The sequence below is a fragment of the Paenibacillus sp. 01L418 genome, from assembly GCF_056400045.1.
This window is the reverse complement of the sequence record NZ_JBFTSN010000003.1, coordinates 35504-57612: the sequence shown is the minus strand read 5'-3', so window position 1 is coordinate 57612 and position 22109 is coordinate 35504. Positions and strand designations below refer to the sequence as shown.

Here is a 22109-nt window from a genome sequence, read left to right as displayed (position 1 = left end):
ATTGAATATGCTATAAATTATAGTTGCAGTTAAATTGTTTTATGCTTATATTAGATATGATAAATCTATGGTTTGAAAATTCGGAAAATTATGAATATTGCAAGTTTAGAATCACTACGTTAGGAGGATTCTATTGAAAAAAGAGCTGCTGAAAATTGAAAATTTGACGACTTCTTTTCGAATTGCGGATCGTTATTACGCAGCAGTGGATGATGTGACGCTAACGGTAAAAGAAAATGAGGTTCTTGCCATAGTGGGGGAATCGGGCTCCGGCAAGAGTGCGCTGGCCTATTCCATCATGGGCCTCCATACGAGAGCAAAGATAGAAGGAAATATTTATTACCAAGGACAGGACATTGTCCAGATGTCACCCTCCACGCTAAATAAGCTGAGAGGGAAAGAAATAGGCATGATCTTCCAAGACCCATTATCCGCATTAAATCCCCTTATGATTATCGGTACTCAGATTGAAGAAGTTATTCTCCTGCACCAGCCCAAACTCTCTAGTAAGGAAAGAGCGGACAGGGCGATCGAGCTTTTAACTAAAGTGGGTATTCCTCGCCCAGAGCATACATACGGGCGTTACCCCCATGAATTGTCCGGCGGGATGAGGCAGCGTGTCATTATTGCCATCGCGATTGCCAATGATCCTAAGCTATTAATTGCAGATGAACCGACTACAGCACTGGATGTAACGATACAATTGCAAATTCTTGAATTGCTGCGGCGATTGAAGGATGAAAGCAAGGCTGGCATTGTATTAATCACGCATGACTTGGGCGTTGTGGCCGAGATGGCTGACCGAGTCGCTGTTATGTATGCCGGACAAATTGTTGAAATTGCCGATATCTACACAATCATTGCTAAAGCACAGCATCCCTATACCAGATCATTATTGCAATCGATACCAACTGTGAATGAAGCAAAGTCTAAGCTCCATGTTATTCAGGGAATTGTGCCATCTCTTCAGAACCTCCCGAGGCAGGGCTGCCGTTTTCGATCGAGGACGCCTTGGATTGCTGAGGCTGCACATGAAGCGAACCCGGAAATGCATGAGATTTCTCCGGGCCATTTCGTCAGATGCAGCTGCTACAAGCATTTTCACTTCCCTGACGAGAAGGAGGATCATCAACATGTCATTTCTTGAGATCAGCGATCTAAAGGTACATTTTCCGAATCGCGGGAGTCTTTTCAGTAAAAAGGGTCCACCGATCAAAGCGGTAGACGGTATACAATTCTCCTTGGAGCAGGGTCAGACCTATGGACTAGTAGGCGAGTCTGGCTCTGGCAAGACCACGACAGGCAGGGCCATCATAGGCTTAAATGCAATTACATCAGGAAGTGTTCTCTTCCAAGGTCAGCAGCTTGCTGCTGGCGGACTTCGAAGCCATGCAGGCTTCCGCAGAGATATTCAAATGATCTTCCAAGATCCCTATTCCTCCTTGAATCCTAAGAAACGCGTGCTTGATATTATCGCTGAGCCGCTGCGAAATTTTGAGAAGCAGTCTGCTGGCGAAGAGAAGCGCAGTGTACAACAATTACTGGAGCAAGTGGGCTTGAGCCCAGAATCGATTTATAAATATCCTCATGAATTTTCAGGAGGCCAGCGGCAGCGAATCGGGATTGCGAGAGCCATCGCTTTAAAACCAAAGCTGATTATAGCCGATGAACCCGTGTCAGCGCTGGACGTATCCGTTCAAGCGCAGGTACTAAACTTCATGCAGGATATTCAGAAAGAGCTAAATCTTACTTATCTGCTCATTAGTCATGATCTCGGCATTATAAGGCATATGTGCGATCATATTGGCATTATGTACAAAGGCCGTTACGTTGAACGAGGAACGACAGCTGATATATTCAATCAGCCTCAGCATATTTACACGAAGCGTCTTATCTCGGCTATTCCTGACATTGATCCAACGAAACGAGAGGAAAAACACTCGTTTCGCAAAGCGGTAAAGGCGGAATATGAACAAGCCTATGAAAACTATTTTGACGAGGATGGTTTGGCCTATCCGTTAAAACCCGTTTCAGAAACACATTTCGTGGCTTTGCCTGGGAGAGGGTGAGGACGATGTGGCGCACAGTTTCACGAAGAATAGTCATTATGATCCCTCAAATTATATTGTTAAGCATCCTCGTCTTTCTAATAGCGAAGGCTATGCCGGGGGACGCATTGACTGGAATGATCGATCCGAGTATAGATCCAGCTGCAATGGATGCACAGCGTGAGAGGCTGGGCCTTAACAATCCGTGGTATGTGCAGTATTGGGACTGGATTACGAAAGCTGTGCAAGGTGACTTCGGACAGTCGTTTCGTTTCAAAATGCCAGTGTCTGATTTGATTGGCCAGCGCATGATGAATACCGTTTGGTTATCCATCGTCACTCTAATCCTTACTTACTTGATAGCAATACCGCTTGGGATTACAAGCGGCCGCTATAACGACACATGGGGAGATCGATTGATTACAGGCTATACCTATATTGGATTTGCAGCCCCACTATTTATTTTCGCTTTATTGATGTTATGGGTGTTCGGCTTTCATTTTGGTTGGTTTCCAACGGGAGGAAGCGTCGCTCCAGGACTGGAACCAAGTACTCTTCAATATGTTATGAGCAAATTTTATCATTTGCTGCTCCCAGCCATTTCGATGGCTCTTATCGCAACCGTGTCGACGGTTCAATATCTTCGAAGCGAAATCATTGATACGAAGCAAAAGGATTTCATTATCACAGCAAGAGCGAAAGGCGCCTCAGAATCCCGCGTTTATAATCGCCATATTTTAAGAAATTCGTTATTGCCGATCGCAGCTTTTTTTGGTTATGAAATTACTGGACTCATCGGAGGCACGGTGTTCATAGAGGGTATCTTCAGTTATCCAGGAATGGGTCAACTATTCTTAAGCTCTATCGCTCTGCGGGATTTCAGCGTCGTTACTGCGCTTGTTTTATTGTATGGAGTGGCCTCTATTGTCGGGGCATTAATCTCTGACATTGTTTTGAGTATCGTTGATCCTCGTATTCGAATTAAATAAGAACTCGAGATGTTGAGGTGAAAGAAATGAGAAAGACGAACATTCCCATAACCGCGCTCCAGGTGCCGGATAAAAGCCCGTCAAGCTTGAATATTATTTGGCGGGAAATCGTACGAGACAAAGTCGCATTCGTATCATTAATTTTTTTGAGCGTAGTTATTCTTTCTGTGTATGGGATCTCTCTTGTTCTGAATCAGGAGCAAATTGTATCGGTTGATTTATTCGCACTGAAAAAGCCGCCGTCATCCGAGCATTTGTTAGGTACGGATTATGGAGGCCGCGATGTTTTTGGGCAATTAATTATTGGGACTCGAAATTCATTAACGATTGCTATTATTGTTACTGCATTTACAGGAGTAATTGGCGTATGTGTTGGACTCATTTCTGGTTATTTCGGCGGTACGGTTGATAACATCTTTATGAGATTTGTTGACTTTTTTATGATCCTGCCGACCTTGATGATCGTGATTGCGTTTGTTACAGCCGTACCCAAATATAATATTTGGTCTTTCTCGCTTATTATGACCGCTTTTTTGTGGATGGGGATTGCAAGATTAATTCGTTCAAAAGCGCTGCAGGAGAAGGAGCTTGATTATGTTCAGGCATCCAAAACATTAGGCTCCTCCAATTTTAAAATCATGATGGTCCAGGTATTGCCGAATTTAAGCTCCATCATAATTGTAACGATGACTTTGAACTTGGCGGCAAATATCGGTTTAGAGTCTGGACTATCGTTTCTTGGCTTCGGGTTTCCAGAGAGCATGCCCAGCTTAGGCACGTTAGTCAGCTATGCTAGAGACCCGCAAACGCTCGAGCTTAGATGGTGGATATGGTTACCTGCATCGATACTGATTTTGGTACTGATGTTGAGTATAAACAATGTCGGTCAAGCGCTAAAGCGTGCGACAGATGCAAGACAAAGAAAAGGATAATAAAGGAGGAGAATGATGGTGAAGAAGAACACGATGTTTTCAAGGTCTTTATTTTTACCGCTTATGGTGGCATTGCTAGTCTTTCTTGCAGCTTGTTCATCTAATAACGGGAGTGTAGACACGCCGAGCCCGACTGATGGTGCGGCGAAGCCCACGGAGAGTGCCGCTCCTGCGGAAACCGAGAAGCCTGCTCCAGACGATGGTCTTTATTCCATTGAGGATTTCAGCAATGTGAAGAAAAATGAGGGCGAAGCCATAAAGGGTGGTTCCATTACATTTGGCCTTGTATCAGATACACCATTTGAAGGGACGCTGAACTGGAACTTTTATTCCGGTGATCCGGATTCACAAGTACTAAACTGGTTTGATGAAGGGCTGCTTACTTGGGATAAAAGCTATGTATATACGAATGATGGGGCAGCAACGTATGAAGTGTCTGAGGATGGCAAAACATTTACGCTTACGATTCGCGATAATGTAAACTGGCATGACGGCAAGCCAGTAACTGCAGAGGATTGGTTATTCGCTCATGAAGTCATCGGCAACCCCAAATATGACGGTCCACGGTATGATTCGAATTTCACTAATATCGTAGGGATGACGGAATTCCATGAAGGAAAAGCAAAAACGATCTCAGGAATTGAAGTTTTAGGCGAGAAAAAGCTTAAAATTACGTATATTCAATCATCTCCTTCCCTTTTGACCGGTGGTGTATGGAATTATCCATTAGCGAAGCACATATTCGGCAATATGGATGTAGCTAAAATTTCGGCTTCTCCAGAGGTTCGTGAGAAACCAATCGGCTTCGGGCCATTTAAAGTAAAAAGCATCGTTCCTGGGGAATCTGTTGTTTTTGAGAAAAATACAGATTACTGGCGCGGTGAGCCTGCACTAGATGAGGTTGTATTGAAAGTAATTAATCAAACAACCGTCGTACAACAATTGAAAACTGGCGGCGTCGATCTCGTTGATTCCTTCCCGGCGGATCAATATCCAGATAATGCGAGTCTATCAAATCTTGAATACTTAGGTGCAATTGACCGTGCATATACGTATATTGGCTTTAAACTAGGCAAGTGGGATGCTGAGGCTGGCAAAGTCGTTCCTGATCCAAAATCGAAAATGGGCGATGTAAACCTGCGGAAAGCGATGTGGCATGCGGTCGATAACGATCAGGTCGGCAAGCAATTCTATCACGGCCTGCGCTGGAATGCGACGACACTTATTCCGCCTTCTCACCCAGAGTACCATGATGCTACTAATAAAGGCCTTGCCTTTGATAAAGATTTGGCTAACAAGATTTTGGATGATGCCGGCTACAAAATGAATGGCAAATTCCGTACAAATCCAGATGGCAGCGAATTAGCTATTAACTTTATTTCCATGACAGGCGGAGATATTGCACAGCCGCTTGCTCAATATTATGTACAGTCATGGCAAGCGATTGGCTTGAACGTAAAGCTGGAAATGGTGGAGTTTAACACGTTCTATGATCGTGTAGGCAGCACAGGAAAAGATGATCCAACAGTAGATGTGTATCAAGGAGCTTGGGGCGTAGGAATAGACGTCGATCCGGCTGGCTTATACGGGCGCGATGCGATTTACAACTTCCCGCGTTATGCTAGTGACGAGCAGGATAAACTGCTTAAAGACGGTATTTCAGAAGCGGCCTTTGACGTAAAGGTACGTCAAGATATCTATAAGCAGTGGCAGGAACTGATGGTGAAGGATATTCCTGTATTCCCTACGTTATATCGCGCCGTTATCGTTCCAGTTAACAAACGGATACTCAATTACGCCATTGGAGATGGAACGGGCATTTATCTGCATCAACTTGCAGTATCTCAAGATAAACCGGTTGTAGCGAAGTAAAGCGGTGGTTATTATTTTAGAATAAGTAGAACTTATTATAGTTAAAAGAGCCTTCAAAGCCACGCTGCTAGTGGTTTTGAAGGCTTTTTATTATTTCCCTTGATTAACGAGCCACTCTGTCAGCTCTTCAGATTGAGCTAGAACAGCGATGGGGTCATAATACCATGATCTCTCTTCAGGCCATATGTAGATGTGGCCATTTTTTACAGCCGGAAGATTGCCCCAGATCGGGTCGTTTTGAAAATATTCTATTGTACGGTCATTGGATGTCAAAATAATATAATCGCCTGCATACTTGGACAGCATTTCCGATGAAATTTCAGCCCACTGCTTCTTCATGATTTCATCGGCAACATCGACAGGAGGTTTACGGCCTAATGATTGATAGATGGGTTGGCCGCCGCGACCGAAGTTGTCTCCATAAACCCAAGTCGTTTTATCGCTGTACTCCATGATGGAGAAGGTTGCACCCTCAGGAATAGCTTTATCTACCTTAGCTTTGGCTTCTGCAATGCGTCGGTCATATTCGGCCAGCCATGACTTAGCTACATCTTCTTTTCCGAATAAATCTCCGAAATAGGTCAACTCAGCGTGAACATTTTTTAATTCTCCGTATGGGATAACAATCGTTGGTGCAATTTTACGGAGCTGCTCGTAGCTGTCTCCGTTGGCTGTAATGATGAGATCGGGGGAGAGGCTGATTATGTTTTCAGCGGATGGCTCTCCATAAATTCCTGTATCTGCAACGCCTGCCAGCGCTTCTTTGAAATAGTAGTTTTCTATCGTAACACCCGGAGATCCTGCCGGAATAACATCAAGAGCAATCAGGCTGCCCAAGTATTCTTCGGCTACAATCCGCTTCGGATGAACCGGAATTTCGATGTCGCCTTTAACCGTGGAGACCGTCTTGAATTTCGCAGCTTCCGGCACGGCCGTTTCGGGTGTGGTCTCTTCGGTGCCGCTTGATGGTGCTCCAGTGTTGGTTGGAGCTTTTTCTGTTCCACAAGCGGAAACGAGAACCGCTAACAATAGTAATGAAACGGCAAAAATGAAACGACGGCTGCTGTAAAACTTCTGTTGAAAAGAAAACAATGTCATATCCCCCTTATTTAAAACGATAATCATTCTCAGTAACACTTTACCGTGTAATCTTGAAAATGACTATGGACTAAAATGATGTGTAGTCATGCAGATTTGTGACGTGAGGTCATCGCACGAAGCAGCTCTCGAAGCTGCGCTTGCGTAGAGATCGGGTCGTATCCGCAAAACATATCTGGCTCATTAAGCAGGTATACCTGCTTATTCTGGACAGCTTTCAGCGCAAGCCAGCGAGGGGAGTGAAATAAACGATCCATTTGAATCAGATCACGCTGGCAAGAAGGCAATGAAGTAATGAAAATATGGTCGGCCGGATAAGATGCAATGGTTTCGATATCTGCTTCCACATATCCACGAGCGAAAAAGCCTTGTTCCAGCAATTCGGAGGGAGGCTGAAATCCGAGATCATCATAAAGAATTTGACTGCCTCTGCCATGACTGCTGCTGCAGCAATAAGCTTTGTTCGAATCAATCTCCCATACAACGGCGGTACCGCGATAGCCAAGCTGGCGATCCAGCCTATGATTGCTTCTAATGATCAACTGATCATAATAGGCGAGCCACGCTTCAGCTGTCTGACGTTTATCTACAATGTCAGCAATCATAAGGAACTGTTCGCGCCAGTTCATCGTCATAAAAGGGAGTTCCACCACTGGCGCGAGCGGAAGCAGGTCCTTATTCTCTTCCGCCGTATTGTAGCTAATAATGACATCAGGCCTTGCAGCAGCGATCGCTTCATAATAGGTGGAGGGAGTTTGGCCGTATGTATTTAACTTCTGACTGGTGTTTACAATCAACTTGTTATTGGAATGCTCCAACCAGGTTGTATAGACGCCAAGCTCTGGGATAACGCCGAGCGCCATTAGGCTAGCAGTATGATTTAGATTCAATGCGGCAATCCGTTTGTGCTTGCGTTGATAAGCGGTGGGGGAAAGCCCGACAGCTTCTTTGAATTTACGGCTTAAATAAAAGCCTTCCTTATAGCCGACTTCTAGTGCGAGAGTATTCAGATCAGGAGCTCCGACAAGGATACGCCGCTGCGCGCTGCGAATTCTCAGCAAGGTCAGATAGGCATTGAAGGTGCGTCCCGTATTTTTGCGGAATGTACGTGAGAAATGCTCTTGGCTTACATGAGCTTGTTCAGCCATTTGCTCCCGCGTCAGATCCTTATTATAATGCGTCTCCATATATTGAATGGCATGTTCCAGCCAGTAGTTGGATGGCTGCTGCAAAGCATTACGTTCTTTGAACAACTCTACAAGCAGCTCAATAAACAACTGTTGAGATTGAAGCGGTTCACTTAATTGGGGCTCTCTCCACACCGTTTCCAGCTCGCCGGCTAGTCTAAGGATTCCGACAGGACAGCGATGCAGCGGTTCAGCGTGATTGAGCCCGCGATGCTCGGAGCCCTCTGCAGTCAAGCAGCGGTAAGCAATCTGGATACCGCGCAGCGAGGGAGATGCCTTCCATTTTAATCGCTGATAGGCATCACATAACACGACGCTTCCACGCGCTATCTCATACAGCTGATCGTTAATAGAAAGCTCAGCTGTACCGCTCGATACGATGAGAATACGGGAAAATGGTGTCGCTTCTTCAAAGAAGCGGTCTGCCACCGTTTCATTATCTATTCTAGTTACTTGGACAGGCATATAAAATAAATGGGAGGAAAGGGACATTTCTTCACAAGCAGGGGACATAGGCAGTTCACTCTTTCTGGATGATGATAAATCCATCGACTTCTATCATTATAAATGATAATTGTTCTCAATTACAATGGATAGCGCTCATCATACAGAAAAGGGGCTGTCCCATAAGGATCAAGTTCGCGGAGGAATAGCTCGCGTTGAACGGAAGTATTGGTAAATATATGAAAAATAGCAGTACAGGAGAGCTATTCCTGTACTGCTATTTTTAGCGTAATTCTCTTTTCCACCATATCCAGCATCTGCGATGCATGTTGTATGATTGTAATGTGCGTGAACCGATAGTGGAGAGTAAACAAGTGCAAAAGTGCACCTGTTTTTAATAAACAAGATTGAAATGATACAAATAGGTGTACAAATACCTCTAATTGAGCAGAATTGAAAAAGATTTGGATAAATAAGTGCATTTCTGTGCTTAGATGAAGCTGCTGCAGGCGCTGCCGCAAAAGTCTTCGCATGACAGGGGAACATCCTCGTTTTCAAATGAAAGGACCCCTAATTCCACTGTATAGTGGAGCTTGAGGTCCTTTTTCTCGAAGAAAATAAGTTATAAGTAGTGCTCAAAAAATCGCAATATGACTTTTAAAACGCCCCGTGCTCTTGGTGATCTGTGAATTGGTATTAGAATAAAGGACCGGGCGTGCTGCAGCCTGGAAAAGAATTAACATCTTGAATCGTATTAAGGGGATATTGCTTCGTCGCAAATTGACTCTGATACAAGTATTCCTGCAGCACTAAATTACCGCCGGTAATGCTGCATAAAACGCCTGTTACACCTTGTCCGTTCATTAAAGAGACGCCGACTGGCTGGCCGACTAATCCTAAAGCCTTCGAATACCATGACATTTGAAGCATAAAAGAATCACCTCCACCATGCATTGTATGTTAGACATTGGCGGAGGGTAACAGAGGTCAACAGAGGTCAACCTCTATTACTTACATGCTTCAGCGAAAATAAGAGCCATCTGCTCACTGTCCGCTTCTCTATAGACATAATCATGATAATGGGGCTTATGAATGCCCTGCCAACCTTTTTCCACCGCGCTTTTGTAATAATGTAGGGCACGATCCTGCTCTCCGGTCAAATAAAACAAGCAAGCGGCATTCCAATACAGCGCGGCATCTCCGTTCCAATCCCAGCCTTGATCAAGAGCTTGTGCGTAGCTCCATGCTGCACGTGCATAGTCTCGTTCCACGCCATATCTCGTATCTCCACGCAGATAATGGTTCCCGTTAACGAGGAGATTGTTTAAAGGCAGATTCCATCCGAACAAAACGGGGAAATCAATAAGCAGCTTAAACCCAGCAGCTATAGCGGTTTGTTGCGAGCCTATATTGCTTGACCAGCATTGCCAGCCTACTCTTGTCATGCCTCGTTGCTTCGCAAGTGACAGTGCACCTAACGCTGTTTTTCGAGCCCATCCGTTGCCTCGATATTGTTCATCTGTTTGAATGCCAAGCTCACATTCATCCCCGACTACCCAATCGGCCAGGCACCAGCTGATGATGGCGGGTCCTTCATCCGTGTCTTGAATTGCAGCGCATCCAAAACCTCTATCCTCATAAGCTTCAATGGAGGCCCAGCCACCTTGAATTTCACTGATGACGCCATCGAGCCCTATTAAATCTTCTCTTTTAAGAAAGCTGCTATCTACCGGAAAAATATGATCAGCAAGCTTAGTCTCTATTCCGTCCAGATCGTGAGTAAACGTCATACGGCCGCTTCGCAGAGGCAGCAGATCCTTCATCACGAGACTGAGCATGTTTTCCCATTTCTCATCCGAGGGATAGAAGAGCACATAATCCAGCCGTCCGATCGCTGCAAGCTTCGGCAAAAGCTCTTCTTTAAACAGCTTGTTAACTTCTTCAAAAAATAAATGATTTTCCGGGCTCCCGCCTAAAAATATACCTTGAGGACTTGTTAATACTGCTGACGCGCTGTCAATGGACAAGAAAACTCTGCCGTGCAAAACACCTTCAATGACACCTTGAATCGATAAATGGTGCTTCAAAGCTCCAAAAAGTGCTGCTGCTTTAGAGAAGTTTTCGCTGGCAAGTTCCGTTCCTATCGCTTTCGAAATATACATTAACTTATTTCCTCCCAGAAGTATGTGAGAGGTTTATTTAATTATAAATGTAAACCTCTCACATGCTTTTTGATTTGATTGTTCTTATTCAAACATCATCACTCCTTTTAACGTAGTAGAGGTCATACTCTAGGTGCTGTTGATACCATGTCTAAATTCATTATGCTTAGTGGAAATAGGCACGGCAAGGTGCTGTTTATTTATACTTAAACTTTACTGATTTCACACAAGTGTAATTTAACCAAAAATGATTTTTACTAAAATAGAGAATTAAGCTTGCAGCAATGACAACTTAGCAAAAAATATCAAAAACAGCCCTCTTCCTTCTGCTATTCTAGAGTCAAAGGAGGCGCACCWTTGATTACTCACAACATCATTCAAAAAAGTATCCAGTACATGGAGGATAACCTTCAGGATGAACTGACACTTGAACAAATAGCTGAACACGCTGGTTTTTCTCCATACCATTTTCACCGTTTATTCCGAAAGGAAGTAGGCATAAACATAGCGGATTATTTGAGAAGCCGCCGACTTTGTTATGCATCTAGACTGCTACTAAACACGGATGAAACGATCATTACGATTTCGTTGAACTGCTATTTTGAAAGCCAGGAAGCATTTACAAGAGCATTCAAGAAGATGTACAGCATGCCGCCAGGCCGTTACCGTAAAATGTTTGCACCACATACGTATTCTACTTTAGGAGGAGATTATATGGATCAAGCTTCACCTGTGAAAGACTGGTTCCTGACGGGAAGCCAGCCTCAAAACTATGAAATGGGAGTTGACCGCAGCATTGTTCATCAAGGAAATGCATCGGGGTATTTGAAGGCGCTTAGTGCAGAGGATCCGGGTCAATTTGGTACGATGATGCAGCAATTTAAAGCTGAGAAGTTTGTCGGTCGCAGAATGAGATTCACAGGTTTTGTAAGGACAAGCGGGGTACAGGAATATTGCGGCTTGTGGATGAGGGTGGACAACAACGCTCAGGATATTTTGCAGTTTGATAATATGAATAATAGAAAAATTATTGGCGATACGGGCTGGAATCATTACGCTATCGTATTGGATGTTCCTGATAACAGCGCGACCATATCCATTGGTGTACTGCTTATGGGTAAAGGGCATGTATGGGTGGATAGCTTCAAGTTCGAAGAGGTTGATCTTAGCGTGCCAACAACTAATCTTGAGATGGAAAGCGAGCTGCTGGATGGGCCGTCTAATCTTTCATTCGAGGAATAATAAAGAGTAGATAAGCTGTATGGCTGCGATTCCAAGGATTGACATAAATTTAGAATGAACATATAATACCTAGTAAATAACTTGGTTTTTTGTAAATGGTCTACAAAAAAACCAATGAACTAGAGGAGACTACAAAATGGCTGTTCAAACGTTTAAAGCAACTGCTCAATTACAAGAGGGCGTAAAGGTTTTAACGAAGTCTAGACATTTCGAGCTCACGATCGATGAGCCCAAAAGCTTGGGCGGGACAGATACGGGGATGAATCCTGTTGAAGCGCTGCTCGCTTCATTAGGAGCTTGCCAATCGATTGTTGCTAGAGTTTACGCTCCAAAGTTTGATGTTAAACTGGATGACTTCAGAGTAGAGGTAGAAGGCGACATCGATCTTGATGGATTTTTCAATAAATCGGATGTGCGTCCTGGTTACTCGGATATTCGCTATACCTTCCATATCAAAACCGATTCACCAAAAGAAAAGGTTGAGGAATTCGTGAAGTTTCTAGAGAGCAAATGTCCAGTTGGCGACACCATCGCACATCCGGTTAACGTGAAACTAGAAAGCATCGTTATTGATCATTAATTTTAATCTGTTCGCTATCATTAAATGTTCATACATAAAGAAAAAGCAGGCTAGGTTTCCCCTTTATGAGGGGGGCCTAGTCTTTTTTTTGGGAATACATTAATTTCCTATTTAACGGATAAATGATAACTCGTAAGGGCATTATCCTTAAAGGTAACAAATACTTCACTTATTGAATAGGGAGGAACAAAATGAGTAAGTTTATGACAAGGCTCGTGTTGATCAGTATTTTTGCTCTGGCGATTGTTGCTCCTCAGGCAGCAAGTGCTAGGGAGCAGACCATACCAATGCTGCGCGAGGTGAAACAAACATCTCCTAATCAACTGCTCATCAATTACGACCAGCCAGTTGATAAAACAAAAGGCATAACGCCAACAAATTATTGGATTCAGAGTACAACGGATGTTACGCCAACAGGCATCGCAACCCTTGGCAAAAATGATCAAGTGAATCCAAGCAATTCATTAACAGCGAGTAAAGTATCGATAGCTGCGGCAGACAGTCAAAACCAAAGCTTTGTGCTTACCTTTAACCAGAACATATCCAATGGTAAGTCCTACAAAATGATTATTTGTTATGTAACAACGCCTGGCGCACCTCCTTTTACAGGTGATAACGGCTCTGCAACCTTTATTGGTCAATAGCTCTCTTTTTTTCATAAAAAGGCGGGCTTTACCTTTAAGTCATAAGCGCATATAAAGCCGAATGCCTCTTACTGGAGGACATTCGGCTTTATTATTACAAATTCATTATGATGCAAGCATACGTTAAGATCTTAAATATTATATATCATGTTTGYTTGCGAATTAAATTGGCTTTTATTTTAACAGCATAAAAACGATTAACAAAATAACGATATTGTCATTACACTCTTGATTTGATATAGTAGGCTAAAATCACCGAGAGGGGGACAGTGCTGAGCTAATGGATCATCCAGCTGTCTGAAGTGGATGAATCGCTCACTGCCCAATATGACAAATGATCTTCCGTTGAACAAGGAAACGATTTTAGATGCAGCTGAACAGGTGCTTAGACGTTATGGGCCCGATAAAAGCTCGGTTGTGGATGTAGCTAAGGTGCTGCAAGTAAGCCATGGTACGTTGTATCGCCACTTTGCAAGTAAAGCTGCATTGCGAGAAGCGGTAACGGGGCGCTGGCTGGAGAGATGCATCGCATTGCCTTTAGAAGCGATAGCCAATCAAACCGGCGGCAGCTCTTCAGAGCGCTTGCGTTTATGGATGGAGACGCTCATCCGCAGCAAACGGAATTATGCAGCCAATGATTCAGAGATGTTTGCGATGTACGCGGCTGTCACTGTAAATGCGGTTGATATGATCACCGATCATGTGAACCGCTTGATAGGGCAGATCACGCAAATCATAGATGAAGGAATACGTTCAAACGAATTCAAGTCTGGACAAGCCGAGAACTTAGCGAAGGCCGTATTTTTTGCAACGTCGAAATTTCATCATCCTGCACATGCCAATGAATGGTTGGCAGAAGACATCGATGAACAGTTCAAATTCGTATGGAATTTACTGCTTAGTGGAATCGTATAATGTGAAGCCCCATGATGATTTTAATCAGAGGGGCTTTTTTATTTATAGATAAATCTTCTTTAAATAAAATGACAAATAATAAAATATGTCACTTGATATTTGTCTGTGGCGAGAATATAATCAGAGCATAATGATGTAGATGCCAAGGAGGGAATAGTTTTGGAGAAGCGTTTAGCTGGGAAAGTAGCATTGGTAACGGGAGCTTCAAGGGGAATAGGTCGGGAGATTGCTGAGCAATTAGCGGGTAACGGTGCAAAGGTTGTTGTGAACTTCACGAGTAGCCGGGGCAAAGCAGAAGAAGTAGTAAATGGCATTAAGCGTTTAGGTGGTGAAGCTATAGCGATTCAAGCTGATATTAGTATCGTTGCGGAAGTAGAGGCTATGTTCAGCAAAACGTTAGAAGCTTTTGGACAAATAGATATTYTTGTGAATAACGCGGGTATTATGATCACGAAGCCGATTGCTAATATGACGGAGGAAGACTTCGATAAGCAGTTCGCTATTAATGTGAAGGGCACATTTTTTGCTTGCCAGCAAGCAGCATTGCATATGAACGCTAACGGAAGAATTATCAATTTCTCGACTTCGGTTGTTGGCGCGATGTTCCCGACTTATAGCGTGTATGCAGCGACGAAAGGAGCAGTTGAACAGATCACTCGCCAACTAGCGAAGGAGCTTGGTCCAAAGGGGATCACCATTAATGCCATTGCACCTGGTCCTGTTAACACGGAGCTCTTTAAGGTAGGGAAATCRGAAGAACAAATATCGGGTATTGCCAATATGAATGCATTCGGAAGATTGGGTGAACCTGAGGATATTTCGAGTGTGGTGCTGTTTTTGTCCAGTGACGAGTCACAGTGGATGACAGGTCAGACGATTCGAGTGAATGGCGGTTTTGTATAATTTTGTTGTGAACAAAAAAGACGAGTCCGATCGCAGTTTCTGCGGAACGGGCTCGTCTTTATTTACGCCGTGAAGCTTAGAATAAGGGCGGAAAGCTCACTTGCTATTTTTCGTCCTCATTCACTTTCTCATCAAACCACATCGGATCATCGTTATCCACGTTGTAGTTGATAAGAAGCTCTTCGCCAGCTTTTACGTCTGAGTAAGTAAAGAAGTTAACGACATGATTGTCAAAATCAAGATCGTGATAAGCATTTGGGGTATAGGAATGGTTGAACAACATGCCGTATCCAAGCAGGATCGCAGTGTGATTAGCGCCATACTCAAACACATAATCAGCAAGCATCGTTTTCTCTATGTGCTCATGCTCCTCATTCGGGAAAGGAATGACCGGGGCTTCATGAAACAGTACGCCTTTTGCAATATCAACCTTCGCAAATACTCCTCTATTAAATTCTCCATCGCTAAGCTTAGAAGTCTTTACCTCAATCATGTTAGTCACCTACGGTTCTTTAGTCTAAGGAGCTCGTTGCCATTGCATTAAGCTCGCTCACCTTAGGTAATATATCAATTTAATGAGTAAATAGCCAGCGGCTTCGGTAAACGTTATTTCATAACGATCCATTATTGTGGGAACATTTATCATTTTCAGCCCGTCTAGGTTATGAGGTGATGATGATGAACCAAAAAATTCTGATATACCTTTTATGTGGAGTCATTCTGTTAAGTACAGCACTTATTGTTAACCCTAAAGCAGCTTTCGCATGCTCGTGTGCAATGTCGCCGTCTGCAGAGACGCAGGTAAAAGATGAGCTTGGACGCAAGACTGCCATTTTCACTGGAAAAGTAATCAAGGTAACACAGCCTCCTAAGAAAAAAACGATGTCATCTGCTGATCTCGTTCAAGTAGACTTTGAAGTAGCAACGGTATGGAAAGGAAAACTCAAGCAGCAGACAGCTGTATATACAGCGATGAGCTCTGCAAGCTGCGGATATGAAAAATTTAATGCAGGTGATACCTATATCGTGTCTGCTAATGACAGATCAGGAAAGCTTGAAACAGGGATATGTGATTTAACGAAGCTGGTTTCTGCTGCAGGAGAAGAGTTGAAGGTACTAGGCAATGGTTATAAACCGTTGCCCTTAAGCGCTGGCGAGGTTTTGCATGTTAACGAAAGCGGAGCAACAAAGCTGCAGATCATCATAGGTGCGCTAGCCCTTTTTATGATCATTGGGATTGTTGTTGTGCGAGCACGACGTCGTCAATAAAGGATTGAAGGATGTTATATTTATAGGTTGTATATGTGCAAAAAATAAGCCGTAAGCTCTTTAAGAGAATTACGGTTTTTTTGCATGCTCTTATAGGCTTCGAAAGTTATTTTCCTGCATGAATAAGAAGATAGGAGTAAGACATACCCTAACCTAATCCATTGATTTCTTATTTACATTCATAAAATCTATGGTTAAATGGGGAGTGGCGAAACGAGGTGATTGAACAGGTGCTTCGTCAAAAAGCAATAATTTTGGAGGGGTACATGTGTACAAGCTGCTGCTCGTTGATGACGAGCCGGAAGTTACGGAAGGATTAATGAGTGAGATTGATTGGAAGAGCTGCGGTTTCTCAGAAGTTAGAACAGCAGGAAACGGCAAGGAAGCGATGGAGATTTTTGAGAAAATGGAGCCTGATGTGCTCATTACAGATATTAGCATGCCATATATGAACGGTCTGGAGCTGTCGGAATGGGCTAGAAAGGTATATCCCATTACACGAATTGTCATCTTATCGGGTCATGATGAATTTGAATACGCGAAGCAGGCCATACATTTGCAGGTAGAGGCTTATGTTTTGAAACCGTTCTCGGCAAAGCAGCTAACGGACACGATTGCGGAAGTAGCGAAGCGCATGGATGAAGAACGTGAGAAGCGAACCAATATTGAGCTTCTGGAGGAGCATTACCGCACCAGTCTGCCTATCGTGCGCGAGAAGTTTCTTTCCTCTTTAATTACTCGCAAACAGTCTTATAAGGACATTTCTATAAAAGCAGCGAAATACGGCATGGAGCTGGATGGTGAAGGGTACATCGTATCGATTATTGCAGTTAATCACTCTGAACATCAGAAGGATGCTGAGCTTCAACCACCCTCACATTCACTTGCTTCGTCAACAGATTTGGATCTGAAGCTATTCTCCGTGTGCAATATCGCGGCTGAAATATGGAATAGACATGAGCTTGGCAAAGTTTTTATTCATCAAGATCAAGTTGTACTGTTCACGGTCAGCCCAGAACCCAATAAGGAAGTGGTTATGGAGCAAACACAGGATGCGTTAAAGGAAATACTGCAAAGTATCGAGAGGTTTTTACGTTTTCCCGTCATGATTGGCGTTGGAACCTTCACACAAGATGTTGGAAATCTCAAGTATGCCTATGAGGCTGCAACGGTTGCTCTAGATTATCGCCGGATTCTTGGCAACAACCTCATCATTTGTATCGATGATATGGAAAGTCGTGTGAATGACAAGCTTCTCTTCGACGAATGGAAGGAGCAAAATCTAGTTCGAACGGTGAAGCTTGGTACCGAGAAAGAGCTGGAGGAAGTAATTGATGGACTGTTTGATGAAATATCCCGCGTCCAGGCTCCTGTTCATGAGTACCAGCATTATTTGCTCGAGATGGTAACGGCGATTATCAAGCTGACCAAAGCTTATGAGAGTGACAATGATGACATTTTCGCAGGCGGATGGGGCATATTGAATCAATACCAGAAGCTGAACAGCATGCAGGAAACGAAGGCTTGGTTTGGAGATTTATGTGCTAAGGTGAGAGTTCGTATCGCCAGCCGCAGGCAGCATACTTATAAACAAATCGTAGAGGATGCTATTCACTATACGAAAGAGCATTATCACGATAGTGATTTGTCTATTGCGAAGGTGTGTGCCCATCTGCATATCAGCGCAGGATATTTTAGCGGCTTGTTTAAAAAAGAGTTAAAAATGACGTTCGGTGCTTATTTGCTGCAGCTTCGAATGGAACAGGCGAAGGAGCTGCTTCGCACGACAGAGCTCAAAGCATTTGAGATAGCGGAGAAAATCGGATTTGCCGATCCAAATTATTTTAGCCTCAGCTTTAAGAAATATGCCGGATTGTCTGCCAAAGAATATCGCAGCGGCTTACTGGGACAAGAAAAATGATAAACCGCAAAAGCATACAGTTTATATTAACCGTTTCTATTACGATATTTTCTGTGTTTATTATATTGCTTGTCAGCGTTGTATTATATGGTCGTTTCTCTGCAACCGCGCAGGAAAATGCCTTTCGCAACTCACAGCAAATTGTCGATCAAGTAAGCTACAATCTTGAAAATTATATAGAGGTCACGTCTGACTTGTTCAATATGATGCATCATTCAATCGGACAAAGCGCCGATGTGAAGTCCGATGGGATGCGCCGCCAGCTGGAATCGATGATGTCGACGCGTTCGGACACGGTATCACTCGCCTTATTCGATGATAAAGGTCAGCTGCTTATCGATTTACCGAATGTTGAGCTGAAGGAAACRCTGAAAGTGACGGAGGAAGGCTGGTTTCGAAGCGCACTCGATTCAGCAGGTCACTTATCCATATCGCTTCCGCATGTTCAAAATTTGTATAAGCAGCAGTTCCGATGGGTCGTATCGATGAGCAAAAGCATCACAGTCCAGCATGAAGGCAAGCAGGTTCATGGCGTTTTGCTTATGGATGTCAATTTCAATACGATTGATGAGCTGTCCGAACGAGTGAGCTTGGGGCAAAAGGGTTATGTGTACATGCTGGACGAGTCTGCGGGCAACATTGTTTATCATCCGCAGCTTGAGCTCATCTATGCGAAGCTGAAAGAAGAGAATGTTGAGCTGGCGCTTAAGCATACGTACGGCAGCTTTATTGACGATTCTACGGATGAGGCAAAAATGATAAGCGTTCAAACGATTGGCAACGTCGGCTGGAAGGTAGTAGGCGTATCCTATTTGGATGAGGTGATGACGACAAGCGGACAATTAAACCGATCGATGTCCAAGCTTGTTATCGGCCTAGCGCTAATCGTATTTTTATTATCGAGTTTAGTCGCACGGAGAATCTCAAGACCGATCAAACGACTGGAGCTTTCGATGAAAAGCGTAGAGCGGGGCGACTTCAACCTGGCCGCCAGCGGCGAAGGGCCGCTTGAGATCAAGCGTCTTGCAGATCGGTACAACATTATGATCGGTACGATCAAGCAGCTGATGGAACGAATTGTAAGGGAACAGGAGAGCAAACGAAAGTACGAGCTGGAAGCGCTGCAAGCGCAGATCAATCCACATTTTTTATACAATACGTTAAATACGGTCGTACGCATGGTGGGCATGAACAAAAATGAAGAAGTGATTACGACGATTACGTCGCTGTCTAAGCTGTTTCGCATTAGTATAGGCAAAGGGAAAAGCCTAATCACGCTAGCGGATGAGATGGAGCATGCACGAAACTATTTGGTTATCCAGCACATGCGGTTCAAAAATAAATTCGACTATTCCTTTGATTTGCAGCAGGAGGCATTGTCGCTTGCTACCTTAAAGCTTATTGTTCAGCCTCTAATTGAGAACGCGCTCGTGCATGGCATTGAGCCCTCCGTTGACAAGGGGCATATTGCTATTTCCATGAGGCTTGAAGGCAGTGATATTGTGATCAAAATCGTTGATAATGGGCTTGGCATGTCGGAGGAGAGACTGGGTAAAATTCTTACAGGTGCTGTCATAAGCTCGAAGGGATCAGGTGTTGGTGTTATGAATGTGCAGGAGAGAATTCGACTGTTCTTCGGTCCAGCTTATGGTTTGCATTTCGAGAGCGAGCAGGAAGTAGGCACAACCGTAACGATTCGTTTCCCTGCTCTTACGCTGCAGCAAGCTGAAGGAGGGGAAAAGCATAATGGTTAATCTCAAAGGCAAGGTCATTAGCTTGCTGCTCTTCATCATAGCTGTCCTTTTATTGTATTCCGCTCTCTACCCGGGTCCAGAAGTGCCGAAGCAGGAGCAGACTGGGAAGACGATTCAGCTTATTCTTCGGACGAGCAAAGGCGACTACTGGAAAAATGTGACGATGGGCGCACAAGCTGCCGTCAAAGAATTTGGCATTACTCTGCATGTCTCTGCTGGTGCAGATGAGGGGGATATCAAAGGGCAGCTGCAATCAGCTATGCAATCGCTGGAGACTCGGCCAGATGCAATTGTACTCGGAGCAAATGATGATGTGGCATTTCAGCCTTTTTTGGAGGAAGCTGCGAAGCGGAATATACCAGTTATCGCAATGGATAGCTTGCTAACCTCGGGGGAGACGGCTTCTTATGTCGGAATGGACAATTACTTAGCTGGCAAAGAAGCGCTGCGGGAAATCGCCAGACAGCTTGGAGGCAACGGCGATGTTGCGATTGTAACGTATAGCAAGGGTGGTATTAATGGCATTCAGCGGGAGCGGGGAATCCGTGATGCAGTTAACGAATATGAGGGACTTCACCTTGTTGGCAGTCAATTGTGCTCGGAGGCGTACCGAGAATGTGAGCAAACCGTCAGCAGTATTTTAGATAAGCAAAAGGTAGACGGCATATTAACACTTAACACAGAAACGTCGATAGGAGCGGCGTATGAACTGAAACGTAGGCAAGCGGGCAATAAGATCAAGCTGGTAGGCTTCGATAGCTCGCCGGAGCTGCTGGAGCTGCTTCAGGAAAATCAGCTGCAAACATTAATCGTACAAAATCCCTTCAGCATGGGCTATCTTAGCGTCAAGCATGCATTAGCAGCAGCAAATGGACAAGCGGTTCCCGAGAAGGTTGAAATGAATATGGAGCTTATAACGGAAGAGAATATGTTTTGGCTTAAAAATCAGAAGTTATTGTTCCCTGTTGTGCAATAATGCTCATTTTATATGCAAATAGATGAGGATATTAATAAAAGTGATGAGGATATTACATGTGAATCCCTCCAAAATTACGACATAATGAAGCAGTAGTTAATTCATCCACCAGGGGGATATAAATAATGAAAAAGTGGACAGCAGCGCTCGTTATTGGAGCATTAGCAGTTACAGCAGCAGGTTGCGGAAGCGCAAATGGCGACGGAAGTGCAAGCAGCTTGCCTAAGGCAGGCGTAGCCATTTATAAATTTGACGACACATTTATGAGCGGTGTGCGCAGCGCGATTGATACAGCGGCAGAAGGTAAATTGGCAGTAGATATCGTAGATAGCCAAAACTCGCAGCCCACACAAAATGATAAAGTTGATTTGTTTATAACTAAAAAAGTAAAAGCAATGGCAGTTAACCCGGTTGACCGTACAGCTGCTGGCATCGTTATTGATAAAGCACAAAAAGCTAATATTCCGGTAGTATTCATTAACCGCGAGCCGCTTGCTGATGATTTGGCAAAATGGGACAAGGCGTTTTTTGTAGGCGCAAAAGCTGAAGAGTCAGGCACTATGGAAGGCGAAATCATTGCTGAGTATTGGAAAGCACATCCGGAAGCGGACAAAAACGGTGACGGCGTGCTGCAATATGCGATGCTGAAAGGCGAGCCGGGGCATCAAGATGCTGAGCTTCGGACCAAGTTCTCTGTACAGGCGATTCAAGATGCTGGCATCAAAGTCGAGAATATTGCTGAAGATACTGCGATGTGGGATCGTGTTAAGGGCCAAGAAAAGATGGCAGCTTTCCTTGCTTCCAAAGGCGATAAAATTGAAGCTGTTCTGGCAAACAATGATGACATGGCGCTTGGCGCAATTGAAGCATTGAAAGCTGCTGGCTACTTTAAAGACAATAAATTTATGCCTGTTGTTGGCGTAKATGCAACGGATCCAGCTAAGCAAGCGCTGAAAGAAGGCACTTTGCTCGGTACCGTTCTAAACGATGCGTCGAACCAAGGTAAAGCAACGGTTGAGCTTATGCGCGTTCTTGCTGCAGGCGAAACACCAACGAAAGAGAATACAGGCTTTGAAATAACAGACGGTAAATACGTTTGGATTCCATACCAAAAGGTAACGCAAGAGAGCAAATAAGATAAGCGGTAAGATGGATGATCAAGAGCGGGGGAAT

20 protein-coding genes are annotated in these 22109 nt (G+C 44.1%); 15 read left to right on the top strand and 5 right to left on the bottom strand.

Annotation, left to right across the window (positions count from 1 at the left end; all coding sequences use genetic code 11):
* Positions 1 to 133: 133 nt before the first annotated feature.
* Genes AC1DSE_RS00910 through AC1DSE_RS00890 form a run of 5 tightly spaced genes read left to right on the top strand, consistent with a single transcriptional unit; the run spans position 134 to position 5841 of the window.
* Complete coding sequence (locus AC1DSE_RS00910; RefSeq protein ID WP_441878676.1) at positions 134 to 1147, top strand: ABC transporter ATP-binding protein; 1014 nt, start codon at positions 134 to 136, stop codon at positions 1145 to 1147.
* Positions 1134 to 2069, top strand: a complete 936-nt coding sequence (locus AC1DSE_RS00905) for an ABC transporter ATP-binding protein (protein ID WP_339206714.1) — start codon at positions 1134 to 1136, stop codon at positions 2067 to 2069. The genes AC1DSE_RS00910 and AC1DSE_RS00905 overlap by 14 nt, the downstream gene beginning before the upstream one ends.
* Before the next feature lie 5 nt (positions 2070 to 2074).
* Complete coding sequence (gene opp4B, locus AC1DSE_RS00900; RefSeq protein WP_475446149.1) at positions 2075 to 3037, top strand: oligopeptide ABC transporter permease; 963 nt, start codon at positions 2075 to 2077, stop codon at positions 3035 to 3037.
* Positions 3038 to 3063: 26 nt separating this feature from the next.
* Positions 3064 to 3969: an ABC transporter permease gene (locus AC1DSE_RS00895; RefSeq protein ID WP_076268768.1), complete on the top strand. Its 906-nt coding sequence runs from the start codon at positions 3064 to 3066 to the stop codon at positions 3967 to 3969.
* Between the two features lie 15 nt (positions 3970 to 3984).
* Positions 3985 to 5841 carry an oligopeptide ABC transporter substrate-binding protein gene (locus tag AC1DSE_RS00890; RefSeq protein ID WP_477510857.1) on the top strand — a complete coding sequence of 619 codons (1857 nt, stop codon included), beginning with the start codon at positions 3985 to 3987 and terminating at the stop codon, positions 5839 to 5841.
* Positions 5842 to 5931: 90 nt separating this feature from the next.
* Here the strand turns inward: AC1DSE_RS00890 and AC1DSE_RS00885 are convergent, their stop codons facing one another.
* The 4 genes from AC1DSE_RS00885 to AC1DSE_RS00870 all read right to left on the bottom strand — a co-directional run bounded on the left by AC1DSE_RS00885 (position 5932) and on the right by AC1DSE_RS00870 (position 10732).
* On the bottom strand, positions 5932 to 6939 hold the full coding sequence (locus AC1DSE_RS00885; RefSeq protein WP_477510833.1) for an ABC transporter substrate-binding protein: 1008 nt from the start codon (positions 6937 to 6939) through the stop codon (positions 5932 to 5934).
* 86 nt (positions 6940 to 7025) lie between these two features.
* Positions 7026 to 8675, bottom strand: a complete 1650-nt coding sequence (locus AC1DSE_RS00880) for an AraC family transcriptional regulator (RefSeq protein ID WP_477527322.1) — start codon at positions 8673 to 8675, stop codon at positions 7026 to 7028.
* A gap of 591 nt (positions 8676 to 9266) precedes the next feature.
* Entirely contained in the window at positions 9267 to 9491 is a 225-nt protein-coding gene (locus AC1DSE_RS00875) for a hypothetical protein (protein WP_339209498.1), read from the bottom strand.
* Positions 9492 to 9577: 86 nt separating this feature from the next.
* Positions 9578 to 10732 carry a GNAT family N-acetyltransferase gene (locus AC1DSE_RS00870; protein ID WP_477510831.1) on the bottom strand — a complete coding sequence of 385 codons (1155 nt, stop codon included), beginning with the start codon at positions 10730 to 10732 and terminating at the stop codon, positions 9578 to 9580.
* A 357-nt stretch (positions 10733 to 11089) separates the two neighbouring features.
* Here AC1DSE_RS00870 and AC1DSE_RS00865 point away from each other — a divergent pair, with 357 nt between their 5' ends.
* The 5 genes from AC1DSE_RS00865 (at position 11090) to AC1DSE_RS00845 (ending at position 15016) form a co-directional block, all read left to right on the top strand.
* Positions 11090 to 11974, top strand: a complete 885-nt coding sequence (locus AC1DSE_RS00865; RefSeq protein WP_477510830.1) for a helix-turn-helix transcriptional regulator — start codon at positions 11090 to 11092, stop codon at positions 11972 to 11974.
* Between the two features lie 136 nt (positions 11975 to 12110).
* Positions 12111 to 12554 carry an OsmC family protein gene (locus AC1DSE_RS00860; protein WP_076268773.1) on the top strand — a complete coding sequence of 148 codons (444 nt, stop codon included), beginning with the start codon at positions 12111 to 12113 and terminating at the stop codon, positions 12552 to 12554.
* A gap of 191 nt (positions 12555 to 12745) precedes the next feature.
* Positions 12746 to 13198 carry a hypothetical protein gene (locus AC1DSE_RS00855; protein ID WP_477510829.1) on the top strand — a complete coding sequence of 151 codons (453 nt, stop codon included), beginning with the start codon at positions 12746 to 12748 and terminating at the stop codon, positions 13196 to 13198.
* Positions 13199 to 13504: 306 nt separating this feature from the next.
* Positions 13505 to 14113: a TetR/AcrR family transcriptional regulator gene (locus AC1DSE_RS00850; protein ID WP_477510828.1), complete on the top strand. Its 609-nt coding sequence runs from the start codon at positions 13505 to 13507 to the stop codon at positions 14111 to 14113.
* Positions 14114 to 14272: 159 nt separating this feature from the next.
* Complete coding sequence (locus AC1DSE_RS00845; protein ID WP_477527321.1) at positions 14273 to 15016, top strand: SDR family oxidoreductase; 744 nt, start codon at positions 14273 to 14275, stop codon at positions 15014 to 15016.
* 103 nt (positions 15017 to 15119) lie between these two features.
* On the opposite strand, the gene AC1DSE_RS00840 is transcribed toward AC1DSE_RS00845, so the two are convergent.
* Positions 15120 to 15509: an SET domain-containing protein gene (locus tag AC1DSE_RS00840; protein ID WP_054026376.1), complete on the bottom strand. Its 390-nt coding sequence runs from the start codon at positions 15507 to 15509 to the stop codon at positions 15120 to 15122.
* A 185-nt stretch (positions 15510 to 15694) separates the two neighbouring features.
* Between AC1DSE_RS00840 and AC1DSE_RS00835 the strand changes: the two genes are divergently transcribed.
* The 5 genes from AC1DSE_RS00835 (at position 15695) to AC1DSE_RS00815 (ending at position 22072) form a co-directional block, all read left to right on the top strand.
* A complete protein-coding gene (locus tag AC1DSE_RS00835; protein ID WP_477510826.1) occupies positions 15695 to 16285 on the top strand; it encodes a hypothetical protein in 591 nt (196 codons plus the stop codon).
* A gap of 268 nt (positions 16286 to 16553) precedes the next feature.
* A complete protein-coding gene (locus AC1DSE_RS00830; protein ID WP_477510825.1) occupies positions 16554 to 18206 on the top strand; it encodes a response regulator in 1653 nt (550 codons plus the stop codon).
* Positions 18203 to 19960, top strand: a complete 1758-nt coding sequence (locus AC1DSE_RS00825) for a cache domain-containing sensor histidine kinase (RefSeq protein WP_477510824.1) — start codon at positions 18203 to 18205, stop codon at positions 19958 to 19960. Before AC1DSE_RS00830 ends, AC1DSE_RS00825 begins: the two co-directional genes overlap by 4 nt.
* Entirely contained in the window at positions 19953 to 20936 is a 984-nt protein-coding gene (locus tag AC1DSE_RS00820) for a substrate-binding domain-containing protein (protein ID WP_477510823.1), read from the top strand. Before AC1DSE_RS00825 ends, AC1DSE_RS00820 begins: the two co-directional genes overlap by 8 nt.
* A gap of 125 nt (positions 20937 to 21061) precedes the next feature.
* Positions 21062 to 22072: a galactose ABC transporter substrate-binding protein gene (locus tag AC1DSE_RS00815; RefSeq protein ID WP_477527320.1), complete on the top strand. Its 1011-nt coding sequence runs from the start codon at positions 21062 to 21064 to the stop codon at positions 22070 to 22072.
* The last annotated feature ends 37 nt before the right edge of the window (positions 22073 to 22109 follow it).

What these genes read in the sequence shown, in the direction of transcription:
- AC1DSE_RS00905 (WP_339206714.1), top strand. Translation starts at nt 1,134, where the DNA reads ATGTCATTTCTTGAGATCAGCGATCTAAAGGTACATTTTCCGAATCGC.
- opp4B (WP_475446149.1), top strand. Translation starts at nt 2,075, where the DNA reads ATGTGGCGCACAGTTTCACGAAGAATAGTCATTATGATCCCTCAAATT.
- AC1DSE_RS00895 (WP_076268768.1), top strand. Translation starts at nt 3,064, where the DNA reads ATGAGAAAGACGAACATTCCCATAACCGCGCTCCAGGTGCCGGATAAA.
- AC1DSE_RS00890 (WP_477510857.1), top strand. Translation starts at nt 3,985, where the DNA reads ATGGTGAAGAAGAACACGATGTTTTCAAGGTCTTTATTTTTACCGCTT.
- AC1DSE_RS00885 (WP_477510833.1), bottom strand. Translation starts at nt 6,939, where the DNA reads ATGACATTGTTTTCTTTTCAACAGAAGTTTTACAGCAGCCGTCGTTTC.
- AC1DSE_RS00880 (WP_477527322.1), bottom strand. Translation starts at nt 8,675, where the DNA reads ATGGATTTATCATCATCCAGAAAGAGTGAACTGCCTATGTCCCCTGCT.
- AC1DSE_RS00875 (WP_339209498.1), bottom strand. Translation starts at nt 9,491, where the DNA reads ATGTCATGGTATTCGAAGGCTTTAGGATTAGTCGGCCAGCCAGTCGGC.
- AC1DSE_RS00870 (WP_477510831.1), bottom strand. Translation starts at nt 10,732, where the DNA reads ATGTATATTTCGAAAGCGATAGGAACGGAACTTGCCAGCGAAAACTTC.
- AC1DSE_RS00860 (WP_076268773.1), top strand. Translation starts at nt 12,111, where the DNA reads ATGGCTGTTCAAACGTTTAAAGCAACTGCTCAATTACAAGAGGGCGTA.
- AC1DSE_RS00855 (WP_477510829.1), top strand. Translation starts at nt 12,746, where the DNA reads ATGAGTAAGTTTATGACAAGGCTCGTGTTGATCAGTATTTTTGCTCTG.
- AC1DSE_RS00850 (WP_477510828.1), top strand. Translation starts at nt 13,505, where the DNA reads ATGAATCGCTCACTGCCCAATATGACAAATGATCTTCCGTTGAACAAG.
- AC1DSE_RS00840 (WP_054026376.1), bottom strand. Translation starts at nt 15,509, where the DNA reads ATGATTGAGGTAAAGACTTCTAAGCTTAGCGATGGAGAATTTAATAGA.
- AC1DSE_RS00835 (WP_477510826.1), top strand. Translation starts at nt 15,695, where the DNA reads ATGAACCAAAAAATTCTGATATACCTTTTATGTGGAGTCATTCTGTTA.
- AC1DSE_RS00820 (WP_477510823.1), top strand. Translation starts at nt 19,953, where the DNA reads ATGGTTAATCTCAAAGGCAAGGTCATTAGCTTGCTGCTCTTCATCATA.